Consider the following 13,395-nt stretch of genomic DNA (forward strand, 5'->3'; position numbering starts at 1 on the left):
GGCCGGGTTTTTCGTTGGGCGACTGAAGGTGCGACTATCTTGCGTTCATCGCGCGCAACACCGTCTCGCTGGGCCAGCAATCGACCTTGAGGCCCGCTGACTTCTGATAGGCGCCGAGCGCGGCACGCGTCTTCATGCCGGCCTTGCCGTCCATCTTGTCGGCATAGAGACCAAGCTTCGTCAGGTGCCGCTGCATGGCCTCGACATCGGTGCTGCGCAACTGGTTCGATGCCGACCACGGCGTTGCAAAGGGCTGCGCATTAGCCATTCGATCACTGAGATGGCCGACGAACAACACATAGAGATCGGAGAAATTGTATTCCTTGATGACGAAATAGTTCTTCGTCGTCAGGAAGGCCGGGCCATAGATCCCTTCCGGCTGCAGCAGCGATGCCGGCTGCGCCTGCTCCGCCGCGCTGAGCTTCTCGCCATGGACCGGAATGAAGCCGGCACGAATCCACTCCCCAATCGGCCGGGTGACTTCTGGCACACCCATCGTACAGTCGGCATTGGCCGGCGCACGCACTTCATAGGCCCAGCGCAGACCGCGCTGCCAACCCTTGTTCGTGAGTTGCTGCGCCGCTGATGCCAGCGCATCCGGCACCGACTTCCAGATATCGACACGGCCGTCGCCGTCGAAATCGACGCCGTGCTTATCCAGTTCCGACGGCAGGAATTGCGTGAGCCCCGTCGCGCCGCCCCAGGACACGCGCAGATCCTTGCGCGATACGTCGCCGCGCTCGATCAGCTTCAATGCTGCGATGAACTCGCCGCGATACTGGTCCTTGCGGCGGCCGACATAGGCCTGCGTCGCCAGCACGCGAATGCCGTCATAGGGCAACGCATACCGACCGTAATCGGTCTCGCGCCCCCAGATCGCCAGGATGATTGTCGCCGGCACGCCGAAGCGCTGCTCGATGGCAGCCAGTGTCGCGCGGTGCTTCTGCAACAGCCGCTGCCCCTCACCCGCCAGCCGGATGACGCTGGCCTCTTTCACATAGTCCGCGGGCACCTGCACGAATTCCGCCTGCGACGGCGCGCCAGTCGCAGGACGGCCGGGCAGAATGAGATCCGGAAGCTTGTAGTCCGGCTCCAGCCCGCGCGTGACCTCATCGAAGGTCTTGCGCGAGACGCCCGCCTGTTGGGCTTCAGGCCAGAGCGAAGCAATGAAGGTGGTGAAGCTGGCGTCAGGTGCAGCAAGCAACGGAACCGGCCCGATTATCAGGCACAGGATGACGACGACTGAGAGCGGTCGCAGTGTCGTCCACATGCCCGGCTTCAATTTCAATGCGCGTGGCCTCCATGGCCCTGCTTGCCGTGACCGTTTTCTGGCGAATGCGGAACAACTCCGTTCGAGAGCTTGTCGACATAGGCGATGCCAACGGCCGAGAGAATGAACACGATGTGGATGATGGTCTGCCACATCACACCCACCTCGGTGTAGTTTGTCGTGCGCGCGCTGGTGCTTCCGAGATTGCCGGCCTCGATGAAGGTGCGCAGCAGATGGATCGACGAGATGCCGATGATCGCCATCGCCAGCTTGATCTTCAGCACGCTGGCATTGACGTGGCTGAGCCATTCCGGCTCGTCCGGGTGGCCGTTCAGATTGAGCCGCGATACGAAGGTCTCGTAGCCACCGACAATCACCATCACCAGCAGGTTGGAAATCATCACAACGTCGATCAGACCCAGCACGACCAGCATGATCTGCTGTTCGCTGAAGTCGAACGAGTGTGCGATGAGGTGCCAGAGCTCCTTGAGGAACAGCACGACATAGACGCACTGCGCCACGATCAGGCCGATATAGAGCGGCAGCTGCAGCCAGCGCGAGCCAAAGATCAGCGCCGGAATCGGTCGCATCGCCCCGCCTTTTCCTCTGGGCGGCAATGGCGTTTCGGGCGTCATGGACATGGGGGGCTCGCTATGGGTCGAATCGGAATGCAATGGAAGCGCCGATCTTATAACGGCGCGTTCTGGACGCGATGATGTCGTGAATGCGCGGCAACTGGCCGCATCAGCTATTTGACAGCGACAATGAAGATCCGTGGAAATTTCAGCAGAACCTTGCCATCCGCCTGCGGCAAATAGCTGGCGGCGATGCGCGCGGTATACTCAGCGATGTAAGCCTTGCGCTCCGGCGGCTCCAGCGGGTCGACGAACGGGCGCAGCCCGGTGCCCTTCACCCATTCCACGATCGCGGTGGCATCGGCCAACGCATGATTGTAGACGGTGTGCCAGATCTCGACGCGGGAACACAGCGGCTGCAGCGCATCGTAATACGCGCCGGGCTTCGGCAGCGAGTCACGCAGCTCCGCAGCCTTTGAGAGCTGCGCACGCCACGGCTCGAGATAGGCGACCTCGCGCATCAGGATGTGCGAGGGCTCGTCGAGATTGTCCGGCATTTGCACAGCCAGCACGCCGCCCTGCGGCAATGCAGTGACCAGACGTTTCAGCTGCTTGATGTGATCCGGCACCCACTGAAACACGGCATTGGCAAACAAGACATCGGAGCCGGCCGGCGCCACCCAATGGGCGATATTGGCTTCGATGAAAGTCTGCGCGGGCAGACGTTCCCGCGCCTGCCGCAACATATCGGCCGACGTATCGACACCGATGACCGACGCTTGCGGCCAGCGATTGACCAGAAGCTCCGTCGAGTTGCCTGGCCCGCAGCCGATGTCGACGACCTTGCGGGCATCGAGAAGCGGAATCTGCGCGAGCAGATCCCTTGCCGGCCTGGTTCGCTCGTCCTCGAACTTCAGATACTGCTGCGCGCTCCAGTCGGCCATTTGAGAGTTCTCCTCAGCGCGTCAGTTTCTTGTATTTCACGCGATGCGGGATGATTGAATCCTGCCCGAGACGACGCATCTTGTCCTTCTCGTAGTCCTGGAAGTTGCCTTCAAACCATTCGACATGGCTGTCGCCTTCGAAAGCGAGCATATGGGTCGCGATACGGTCGAGGAACCAGCGGTCATGGCTGATGATCACGGCGCAACCGGCGAAGTCTTCCAGCGCCTCTTCCAGCGCGCGTAGCGTGTCAACGTCGAGGTCGTTGGTCGGTTCGTCGAGCAGCAGGACGTTGGCGCCGGACTTCAGCATCTTGGCGAGATGCACGCGGTTGCGTTCACCGCCGGACAATGCGCCGACCTTCTTCTGCTGATCGCCGCCCTTGAAGTTGAACGACGAGCAGTAGCCGCGCGAATTAACTTCCTTCTTGCCGAGCAGGATCAGTTCGTTATTCCCCGAGATTTCCTCCCACACGGTCTTCTTGCCGTCGAGCGCATCGCGCGACTGATCGACATAACCGAGATGAACGGTCTCGCCGACGGTGATCGTGCCGCTATCGGGCTTCTCCTGGCCGGTGATCATCTTGAACAGCGTCGTCTTGCCGGCGCCGTTGGCGCCGATGACGCCGACGATACCGCCGGGCGGCAGCTTGAAGGTCAGATCGTCGATCAGCACGCGATCACCATAGGCCTTGGTGAGGCCTTCGAAGTCGACGACGTTGTCGCCGAGGCGCTCGGCCACCGGAATGGTGATCTGCGCACCCTGGGTCTGCTTCTCGCTGGCCTTCTTGAGCAGCTCGTCATAACGCTGGTAGCGCGCCTTCGACTTGGCCTGACGTGCCTTGGGCGACGAGGCGATCCATTCCTGCTCGCGTTCCAGCGTCTTCTGATGGGCTGCGTCCTCGCGGCCTTCCTGTGCCAGGCGCTTCTGCTTCTGCACCAGCCAGGACGAGTAGTTGCCCTCGTAGGGAATGCCGCGACCGCGATCGAGTTCGAGAATCCAGGACGTCACATTGTCGAGGAAATAGCGATCATGGGTCACGATCAGGATCGCGCCGGGATAGTTGCGCAGATGGCCTTCCAGCCATGAGACGGACTCGGCGTCGAGATGGTTGGTCGGTTCGTCGAGCAGCAGCAGTTCGGGTGCATCGAGCAGTAGCTTGCAGAGCGCGACGCGGCGGCGTTCACCACCGGAGAGCTTGGTGACGTCGGCATCGTCAGGCGGACAACGCAGCGCATCCATCGCCTGGTCGACCTTGCTGTCGAGATCCCAGAGGCCTTGCGCCTCGATCTCGTCCTGCAGCTTGGTCATCTCGTCAGCGGTCTCTTCCGAGTAGTTCATCGCCAGCTCGTTGTAGCGATCGAGAACAGCCTTCTGCTTGGCGACACCAAGCATGACGTTCTCGCGGACGTTCAAAGACGCATCGAGCTGCGGTTCCTGTTCGAGATAGCCGACGCGCGCGCCCTGCGCGACCCAGGCCTCGCCGGTGTATTCCTTGTCGAGGCCCGCCATGATCTTGAGCAGCGTCGACTTACCGGCGCCGTTGACACCGAGCACGCCGATCTTGGCGTCCGGGTAGAACGACAAATGGACGTTATCCAGCACCTTGCGGGTCGGATAGGCCTTGGTCAGACCCTGCATGAAGTAGACGAATTGGCGAGCCATCGTGATCCTTGAAAACCGTCGCGGGCGTGAAAAATGGGTTGTCGCTGATGTAGCGGCGTGGCCCCGAAAGGGCAACCGGGGGTCTTAAGGATTTGGTAACTCTGCACTTCTTCGAGGCAGCCATTATGACAATTAAAACCGCTTTTTAACGACTTCCGCCAAGAGTGCTCCCAGGGCGATCAATCATGCCCCTCGCGACTGAAGTCGCGGGCAGACAGGCGGAGCCTCGTCATGGCGATCACTACATCAGTCCCCTCTCCAGCCGCCGCCGAAACCCGCGCGGCGCGCCCAGGCCTACTCCACGAAATCCGGACGTTCTGGCAGCTGTTCTTCGTCGCCGCCTTCGATCCTTACCGGCCCGAGCAGCATTACATGCGCGGCCCGGGCCCCGCCTGTCGCGCCAAGGACCCGTCCGCGCCGGTCCCGCCCTCACATTAAGCTGATCGCACTGCCGCCGACGATGCAGACGCTTGCGCACGCCCGCGAGGCGCGCAATGTGTCCATCCCCTGACGGCTTCAACACCGTCATCACCACACCGGATGGACGATCCCATGACGCGGCTGCGCTGTGCAATTCTCGACGACTATCAGAACGTGGCCTTGAGACTCGGCGACTGGAGCGTGCTTGACGATCGCATCGAGGTCACGGTCTTCGACAAGCCATTCGCGTCGGCAGACGAGGCAGCCACGGCGCTGAAGGATTTCGAGATCATCTGCGCCATGCGCGAGCGGACGCCGTTTCCACGCGCGATGTTCGAAGCGCTGCCGAAACTCAAGCTGCTGATCACCTCAGGCATGCGCAATGCCGCGATCGATTTCGAGGCCGCCAAGGCTCGTGACGTCACCGTCTGCGGTACCGCGATGGTGGGCAATCCGACGGCCGGCCTGACCATCGGCCTAATGCTGGAACTGACCCGCAAGATCGGCTTTGAAAACGCACGCATGAAGGCCGGCAAGCCCTGGCAGGTGACGATCGGCGAGGACATCGAAGGCAAGACGCTCGGGATCATCGGCCTCGGCAAGCTCGGCAGTCAGGTTGCCGGCATTGCCCGCGCGCTTGGCATGAAGACGATTGCCTGGAGCACCAATCTGACGCCCGAGGCCTGCGAAAAAGCCGGCGTCACCTACGCCACCAAGGAAGAACTGTTCGCCCAGGCCGACATCATTACGATCCACCTCGTGCTGAGTGATCGCTCACGCGGATTGGTGTCACGTGCAGATCTCGCGCGGATGAAACCGACAGCCTATCTCATCAACACGGCACGCGGCCCGATCGTCGACGAAGCGGCGCTACTTGAGACGCTACAAGCCGGGAAAATTGCCGGTGCCGGCATCGACACCTATTCCCACGAACCGCTGCCGCTCGACAGTCCGCTGCGCAAACTCGACAACATCGTGATCACGCCGCATCTCGGTTATGTCACCGCCGAAAATTACAAGCGGATCTATGCGGAGATGATCGAGGGCATCGGCGGCTGGTTGAACAGCGCCCCCGTCCGCAAGCTCAACTGACGCAAGCGCTCACTGCGCAAAAGAAAACGGGCGCCGTGTGATTACACAGCGCCCGTTTTCTCGAAATCAGCTGAAAGAAATCAGCGAATGCTGACCGGAGCCGGTAGCGGCTGAACCGATGTCGGCTGGGTACCGGGCAGCGGCGCTGGAGCAGCGCTGGCGCTCGGGCCGGGCACGGGCTGCGCGGAGGCGGTCGTTGCCGGAGCCTTGCCCGGCATCACCACCACGCGGGTACCGACCTTGACGCGCTCGAACAGATCCGAGACGTCGTCGTTGAGCATGCCGAAGCAGCCCGACGACACCGACTTGCCGATGGTCGACGGCTGGTTGGTGCCGTGAATACGATAGACCGTCGATCCGAGATACATCGCGCGGGCACCGAGCGGATTGCCTTCGCCGCCGGCCATAAAGCGCGGCAGATAGGGCTGACGCTCGATCATCTCGGTCGGCGGATGCCAATCCGGCCACTCTGCCTTGCGAGTGATCTTCTGCACACCGTTCCAGGTGAAGCCGTCGCGGCCGACACGGACGCCATAGCGCATCGCGCGGTTGTTGCCGAGCACATAGTACAAATAGAAGTTCGGCGTATCGACGACGATGGTGCCCGCGGGCTCCTTCGTGACGAAATTGACTTCCTGCCGGCGGAACTGCGGCGGCAACTGCGCCGGACCGGTTTCCGGTTGATCTTCCGGAGGCAATGAAGCCACCATCACGGAGCTGCCATTGGCGCCCAGACCCTGCCCCTGAACGGAGCCTGTCACAGGAGCGCCTTGCCCGCCCATGCCTTCAGGCGGACGCACTGCGCCATCACCGTTGCCACGGTTCGAATAGACCACCGCCGGCGGCGCCATTGGGCGGCCATAGCGTGGATCGTCCGGCGACATCACCGGGCCCTGCGGCATGGCGCGATCGGAATAAACCGGGGCAGCACCAGCAGGGCGACCGTAGCGCGGATCATCCGGAGACATCACCGGGCTCTGGGGCGCAATTCCGGGCGCGGACAGCCCCGTCATCGGCCGGCCACCGCGAGAGGGCGGCGCGTCATCTTCGTCGAGCGCATCAAAATCCGGCATGGCGTCCAGCGCGCGATCGGCGCGCGAATTGGCCGGATAGCCGCCCGGGGGGTAGTTTGGGTCGGCCGGGATCAAATAGCCGCTTGGCGTGCCAACAGGATAGCCCTGCGCCACCGCGAGCGAATGACCCGCGACGCTACCGAGAGCCACGGTCGCCAATGTCGTCAAAACACGCTTGATCATCATTGCCCTTGTATAAGCTCAAGCAAAAACCGGAACATGCCGTCAGATCGCGCAGGATAGCGGCGCATTCAAGACAATTCCGGAAAAAAGCTTCCCATTTCGATCATATTCGCGAGATCACACGCCGGCGTGGCTATCTTGCCTCACCCCCGCTGAAATCACTGCTCAGGAATGCGTCCTCAGTTGTGCATCTCACTTTTTAACAAACGGTTCCTGAGGCCGTGCGTTATCCTCAAATGGTCCTGATTCGCGACGCTTTGGCGGCAGCCGATTCTGCGGAACGGGCCGCTTCCAGTGTTGTCACCGCGTCCCCGTCGTTCGAAAGCCTTCCACGGTCTGTCCGAAGGCGGAACTGCCATTCATGCTTCCGGGTTTCCGATTTCTGTTCGCAGCCGTCCTGCTCACAGTCTCGTTGGTGGTCTTCGGCCTTGGCGCCGCAGCCCTGCTGCGCTCTGCCCATCAGGAATTCGCGACCATTCCGACCAGGCGCGCGGCGCCGACCGTCTTTGCGCAGCCGCCCGTCGAAGCTCCGCCGACATTGGCCATGCTGCGCGTCGAGGCACCAGCCCCCACCCCTGAGACTGTCGCGCCGCCAGTGGTCTCTGCGACATCGGCGGCAGAACCAGTGCCCCCCATCGCGGCTCCTGCGGAGCCGGAAAAGGTCGCCTTACCCGAGACCGCGGTGCCCCCGTCGACGCCGGCCGCACCGGCTATCGAGATGACTGCCCCGGTGGCGGCGACGCCGAAGCCTGAAGTTGCAACGAAGTCGGAAGCAACGAAGATCGAAGAACGGGAACCTCTAACGACGGTTGCCGTCGCACCAGCGACCTCCGTCGAACCAGTTGCTGCCCCTCCTCCCGAGCCTGCCGCCGTTCCGGCACCAGCCGCCGCAGTAGAGGTCGTAGCGGGGCCACAACAGACGGCCACGCTGACCGACGATGACGCAAAATTGTCTTCGACGAAAATTGCGATGCTGGGCGGACCGCCCATCGATACCGAGTCAGTTCCACTGCCGAAAGCGAAGCCTGCTGCAGAGCCCGCCAAGAAGATCGTGAAGAAGCGCATCGTCGTCAAAAAGCGGCGTGTGGCCGCCAAGCCTATCGCGGCCGCTGCGCCACAGCCAACTGACCCGTTCGGATTGCCGGTCGCGCGCTGACCTCGACCCCGGTTACGCCGGTCCGGTCGCGACGGGCGGACCGTCGGGCTGCCCCCATTCCGACCACGAGCCGTCATAGAGCGCTGAACCGCGCACGCCGAGACGATAGAGCGCCAGCGTCAACACCGCCGCAGATACGCCCGAGCCACATGTGGTGACGATGGGCTTGTCGAGATCGAGCCCCGTGCCGGTGAAGGCTGCGCGCAACTCTTCAAGCGACTTCATCGTGCCGGTCGCAGCATCGAACAGCAGGTTGTAAGGCATGTTGCGGCTGGCGGGGATGTGACCGGAGCGAATGCCGGCGCGCGGTTCAGGGACACTTCCCTCAAAGCGATTGGCGGCACGCGCATCGATCAATTGCTCTTTGCGCGAATCCAGATTGGCAACGACCTGCGCCTTGCTGCGGATGTACGACTTGTCGAGCGCGGCGCTGAAAGCGCCAGGCTTCGGTGACGACTTTCCGGTTTCCGTCGCGCGACCTTCGGCCTTCCACTTCTTCAGCCCGCCATCGAGCACCTTCACATTGACGTGGCCGTAAGAGAGGAACATCCACCACGCCCGCGGCGCCGCGACCCAGCCACCCGCATCATAGGCGACGACCGTATCATCGGAGGAAATGCCGAGCGCACCGACATCGCGCGCAAACTGGTCGGCAGCCGGATACATGTGCGGCAGCGACACAGAGTGATCGGAGACCGCATCGACATCGAAGAACACCGCGCCGGGAATGTGTGCCGCCAGATAGTCATCGACCGGCAGCGGCAGCACGCCTGGCATCTTGAACGACGCATCGATGACCTTCACCTTGGGATCGCCGAGATGCGCGGCGAGCCATTCGGTCGAGACGAGAGGATCGGTGGATGTCATGCACAAGTGCCCTTTTATTTTGAAACACCGTCATGGCCGGGCTTGTCCCGGCCATCCACGTCTTCACTCGCGGCAAGACGTGGATACCCCGCATTCGCCGGGCATGACGGCCGAGAGTTACGATTACTTCGACGCCTTCGGCTCGACCTTCTCGACCGCGCCGCCCGCATTGCGCCAGGCGGTGAAGCCACCGCCCAGATGCGCCACCGGCTTCAGGCCCATATCGGCTGCAGTCTTGGCCGCCAGCGCCGAGCGCCAGCCACTGGCGCAATGGAAAATGAATTTCTTGTCTTCCTGGAAGATCGGCTTGCCATAGGGACTTTCCGGATCGATCCAGAATTCCAGCATGCCGCGGGTGCAGGAGAACGAGCCCGGGATCTTGCCTTCGCGCTCGATCTCGCGGGGATCGCGGATATCGACGATGACCACATCCGGGCTTTCCGCCGCTTTCATTACGTCCTCGACGCTCATGGTCTCGATCTGCGCGTTAGCTTCGTCGAGCAGCGCCTTGTAGCCGCGGGTAATCGTCTGCGTCATGCTTTTCGCACCAGTTCCTTCATTGCACCTTCGAGACCTTCAATCGTCAGCGGATACATCCGTTCCGAGAACAGTCGCCGAATGATGGTCGTGGACTCCGAGTAATCCCAGTGCCGCTTGGCGACAGGATTGAGCCACACCGCATTCGGATAGGTCTGCGTGATGCGCTCCAGCCAGACCGAGCCGGACTCTTCGTTCACATGTTCGACCGAACCGCCGGGCACCATGATCTCGTAAGGCGACATCGAGGCATCGCCAACGAACACGATCTTGTAGTCATGGGCATATTTGTGCAGCACGTCCCAAGTCGGCGTGCGGTCCGTGAAGCGACGTTTGTTCTGCTTCCACACGCCTTCATAGAGGCAGTTGTGGAAGTAGAAATACTCCATGTGCTTGAATTCGCTCTTCGCCGCCGAAAACAGTTCCTCGACCTGCTCGATATGCGAATCCATGGATCCGCCGATATCGAAGAACACCAGCACCTTGACCGCGTTGCGCCGTTCCGGACGCATGTGGACGTCGAGATAGCCGTGATTGGCGGTCTCCCGAATCGTGGTGTCGAGATCGAGTTCATCCGGCGCACCGGTGCGGGCAAACTTGCGCAGACGGCGCAGCGCCACCTTGATATTGCGGATTCCAAGCTCGACGTTGCCGTCGAGATCCTTGAACTCGCGCTTGTCCCAGACCTTCACCGCGCGCCGGTGGCGGCTCTTTTCCTGGCCGATACGGATGCCTTCGGGATTGTAGCCTTCGGCACCAAACGGTGATGTCCCGGCGGTGCCGATCCATTTGTTGCCGCCCTGATGACGTTCCTTCTGCTCTTCAAGGCGCTTCCGCAGGGTTTCCATGAGCTTGTCCCAGCCCATGGCCTCGATCTGCTTCTTTTCTTCCTCGGTGAGATATTTCTCGGCGAGCTTCTTCAGCCACTCGGCCGGAATCTCCGCCTTTTCCATAGCGTCGAGCAGGCTCTCAAGCCCCTTGAAGACCGTCCCGAACACCCGATCGAACTTGTCGAGATTGCGCTCGTCCTTCACCAGCGCTGCACGGGACAAATAATAGAAATTCTCCACCGACTGATCAGCGAGGTCGGCGTCGAGCGCCTCCATCAGCGTGAGATATTCGCGCAGGGTCACCGGGACCTGTGCATCGCGCAGCGATGTGAAGAATTGCAAGAACATGATTGACAGATTGCCCGACCACCCGCGTCCGTCAAGGGCCGGATGTGGTAGAAGCCTACACCGCTCCGTGGTGCGCCATCGCGGCGCATATCGGGAATAAGCGAGATTTATCAGTCAAACCGGGGCGAATTCCGCTCCGCGGCATGGTGAAGCAATCGCTTGTCAGATTGCAGGTATTTGTTTCAACAATTCCGGCGTCAGTAACCACGCAGCGCGGTGTCCCGCCATCGGCGGGCATTCTTAGCTATCGTGAAAGCAACGACGGCCATGGTGATGGCCTGTTTTGCTGTCAACGTAGAATCGAATGACCGTACCCACGACACTGACCAGCAGTTCGCCGAGCCGACTCTCCGCGCCAGGTGTGATCGTCACGCTGTTCGTGCTGGCGATGAGCGCGTGCGTGCTCGGGCTTGTCGTCTGGAAGGCGCTCGATGCCCGCCAGACCGTATTGGCGCAAAGCGAAACCGACAGTCGAAACCTCGCACATTCGCTGGTCGAACATGCTTCGCGCTCGATACAGGCCATCGATATCGCCATGAGCGGGATGGCGGATCTGCTGAAGTACCAAAACCCGCAGCCGGATCGCTTCAACACGTTTCTGGCCAACACGGCGAATGCACTGCCACAGCTGCGCGAAATCGGTGTATTCGATACGCTTGGGAACTGGCGCTATTCCTCGCTGCCGGAAACGTCAACGCACAATAATTCCGACCGCGACTATTTCACCTATCATCGCGACCACACCGACTCCAATATCAGGATCAACGCCCCCATCACGTCGCGGCTAACCGGCCGTACATCAATCATCCTGTCGAAGCGGATCGACGGCCCCGACGGCACCTTCAAAGGCGTGCTGACGGGCGCAATCGACAACCAGTACTTCAGCGATTTCTACAAAACATTCCAGATCGGCGAGAGCGGCGGCATCAGCCTGATCCGAAGCGACGGCATACTGCTGATTCACTGGCCATCGATGGAGGTTGGAAAGGACCTCTCCGGAACTCAACTCATTCAGACCCGTCTGAAACAGAGTCTGGCAGGCTTCTACAAGATCGATTCGCCGTTTGACGGTATCACCAAATATTTCAGCTACGAGCAAACCACGCAGTATCCGCTGATCGTGACAGTTGCGATTCCCGAGGATCAGGTGCTGGCCATATGGAAGAGCAACCTGCTGTCCGACGTTATCGTTGCTTCAGTCCTGCTCTGCACCGTGATCCTGCTCGCCGCCCTGCTATCGACCCAGTTTCGCTTCCGGCTCAACATGGAACACGCGCTCCGCGAGCGCGAGTCCCGCTATCGCCTGCTCGCCGACAACATCGCCGATGTTATTATCCTGCTCGATCGCTTTGGAAATATCGTCTTCGTCTCGCATTCGGTCGAATTCGTTTTGGGGCATAATCCGAAAGATCTGCTCGGGCGCTCCTGCTTCGAACTGGTGCACCCGGAGGATGTGGAAGCCGTGAAGGCGGCCAGCGCGCAATTAAAAGATCTCACAGCGAACCGCACCGTGATTTTTCGAACTTATCGTGACGACCATTCACTCGCTTGGGTGGAGGTTAACTTCAAACTGGCCACCCGCGAGATCGATCGCGACAAGGTCGAAATCGTAGGCGTGCTACGCGACGTCACCCTTCGAAAAAGCATGCAGGACGAGTTGACGTCGTTGAATACAAAGCTCGCCGAACTCGCGACCACTGACGGGCTGACGGGGCTCGCCAACCGCCGCACACTCGACGGCTTTCTGCGCCGCGTCTTTGAGCAGCACGACGAGATGTCGGTGCTGCTGATCGATGTCGACAACTTCAAGGGCTATAATGACAGCAACGGCCATCAGGCCGGCGACGAATGCCTCAAACGCGTCGCGGCCGTCATTGCCGATGCCACGATCAATACGCCGGCATTGTCCGCACGTTATGGCGGCGAGGAGTTCGCCATCGTTTTGCCGGACGTATCCGAGGCCGACGCGATCACAATCGCGGAAGCCCTGCGTCTTCGGGTCAGGGCATTGGAGATTCCAAATATGGCATCAACCCGTGGCCACCTGTCGATCAGCGTCGGCGTCGCCAGCCGGAACAGCCTGACCTCGAACGAAGCCGTCCTGGTCGGCGAGGCCGATCTGGCGCTTTACGAGGCCAAACGACGTGGTCGAGATTGCGTTGTCGCCAATTCGGCGCTGCAACGCGAATATTTCAGCGCAGGCTTTTCGCACAACGGCTGATCCTCCAATTGCCGCCAGACCGCCCGGCTTTTCCCCGCCATGATATGTTCTTCGTCATCGCAAAAGGTCCCGTGAAGTGCCCGGAATGGTGGCTGGACCTGACCAATAATTCAATTAAACTTCGCCCGGAAACGTGCCGGCTGGCCAAATTGGCCGACGGCTGATGATCACAACAGGAATGGCGCGTCACTTGATGTCGCCCGCGAAGGATTGATC

Annotated in this window: 12 protein-coding genes; 4 read left to right on the plus strand and 8 right to left on the minus strand. The window is 61.0% G+C overall.

Going from position 1 to position 13,395, the window contains the following annotated elements:
* Positions 1-34 precede the first annotated feature (34 nt).
* The 4 genes from AB7951_RS19080 to ettA form a co-directional block, all read right to left on the minus strand.
* The gene (locus AB7951_RS19080; RefSeq protein WP_120289281.1) at positions 35-1,270 is read right to left on the minus strand and encodes a lytic murein transglycosylase; all 1,236 of its coding nucleotides are present in this window, start codon (positions 1,268-1,270) and stop codon (positions 35-37) included.
* A 14-nt stretch (positions 1,271-1,284) separates the two neighbouring features.
* Positions 1,285-1,911, minus strand: coding sequence for a TIGR00645 family protein (locus tag AB7951_RS19085; RefSeq protein ID WP_120289007.1), 627 nt, complete (start codon positions 1,909-1,911; stop codon positions 1,285-1,287).
* Between the two features lie 107 nt (positions 1,912-2,018).
* Entirely contained in the window at positions 2,019-2,789 is a 771-nt protein-coding gene (gene tam, locus AB7951_RS19090; protein ID WP_120289006.1) for a trans-aconitate 2-methyltransferase, read from the minus strand.
* A gap of 13 nt (positions 2,790-2,802) precedes the next feature.
* Positions 2,803-4,452, minus strand: coding sequence for an energy-dependent translational throttle protein EttA (gene ettA, locus AB7951_RS19095; protein WP_089267386.1), 1,650 nt, complete (start codon positions 4,450-4,452; stop codon positions 2,803-2,805).
* A gap of 231 nt (positions 4,453-4,683) precedes the next feature.
* Between ettA and AB7951_RS19100 the strand changes: the two genes are divergently transcribed.
* Positions 4,684-4,890 carry a hypothetical protein gene (locus tag AB7951_RS19100; RefSeq protein ID WP_089267387.1) on the plus strand — a complete coding sequence of 69 codons (207 nt, stop codon included), beginning with the start codon at positions 4,684-4,686 and terminating at the stop codon, positions 4,888-4,890.
* Between the two features lie 114 nt (positions 4,891-5,004).
* The gene (locus AB7951_RS19105) at positions 5,005-5,964 is read left to right on the plus strand and encodes a D-2-hydroxyacid dehydrogenase family protein (RefSeq protein WP_120289279.1); all 960 of its coding nucleotides are present in this window, start codon (positions 5,005-5,007) and stop codon (positions 5,962-5,964) included.
* Positions 5,965-6,044: 80 nt separating this feature from the next.
* Here AB7951_RS19105 and AB7951_RS19110 read toward each other — a convergent pair whose 3' ends face one another.
* On the minus strand, positions 6,045-7,223 hold the full coding sequence (locus AB7951_RS19110) for a L,D-transpeptidase family protein (RefSeq protein WP_120289005.1): 1,179 nt from the start codon (positions 7,221-7,223) through the stop codon (positions 6,045-6,047).
* A 358-nt stretch (positions 7,224-7,581) separates the two neighbouring features.
* Here AB7951_RS19110 and AB7951_RS19115 point away from each other — a divergent pair, with 358 nt between their 5' ends.
* Complete coding sequence (locus AB7951_RS19115; protein ID WP_439062626.1) at positions 7,582-8,376, plus strand: hypothetical protein; 795 nt, start codon at positions 7,582-7,584, stop codon at positions 8,374-8,376.
* Positions 8,377-8,388: 12 nt separating this feature from the next.
* Here the strand turns inward: AB7951_RS19115 and sseA are convergent, their stop codons facing one another.
* From sseA to AB7951_RS19130, 3 genes are all read right to left on the minus strand, one after another.
* Positions 8,389-9,243, minus strand: a complete 855-nt coding sequence (sseA, locus tag AB7951_RS19120; RefSeq protein WP_120289003.1) for a 3-mercaptopyruvate sulfurtransferase — start codon at positions 9,241-9,243, stop codon at positions 8,389-8,391.
* A gap of 123 nt (positions 9,244-9,366) precedes the next feature.
* Complete coding sequence (locus AB7951_RS19125; protein WP_068732221.1) at positions 9,367-9,780, minus strand: rhodanese-like domain-containing protein; 414 nt, start codon at positions 9,778-9,780, stop codon at positions 9,367-9,369.
* Positions 9,777-10,958 (minus strand): vWA domain-containing protein, encoded by a 1,182-nt coding sequence (locus AB7951_RS19130; protein WP_068732219.1) that lies wholly within the window; start codon positions 10,956-10,958, stop codon positions 9,777-9,779. The genes AB7951_RS19125 and AB7951_RS19130 overlap by 4 nt, the downstream gene beginning before the upstream one ends.
* Before the next feature lie 304 nt (positions 10,959-11,262).
* Here AB7951_RS19130 and AB7951_RS19135 point away from each other — a divergent pair, with 304 nt between their 5' ends.
* The gene (locus AB7951_RS19135) at positions 11,263-13,179 is read left to right on the plus strand and encodes a diguanylate cyclase (protein WP_441256024.1); all 1,917 of its coding nucleotides are present in this window, start codon (positions 11,263-11,265) and stop codon (positions 13,177-13,179) included.
* The last annotated feature ends 216 nt before the right edge of the window (positions 13,180-13,395 follow it).

This window comes from Tardiphaga sp. 285_C5_N1_2 (genome assembly GCF_052076065.1).
GTDB classification, from domain to species: Bacteria; Pseudomonadota; Alphaproteobacteria; order Rhizobiales; family Xanthobacteraceae; genus Tardiphaga; species Tardiphaga robiniae.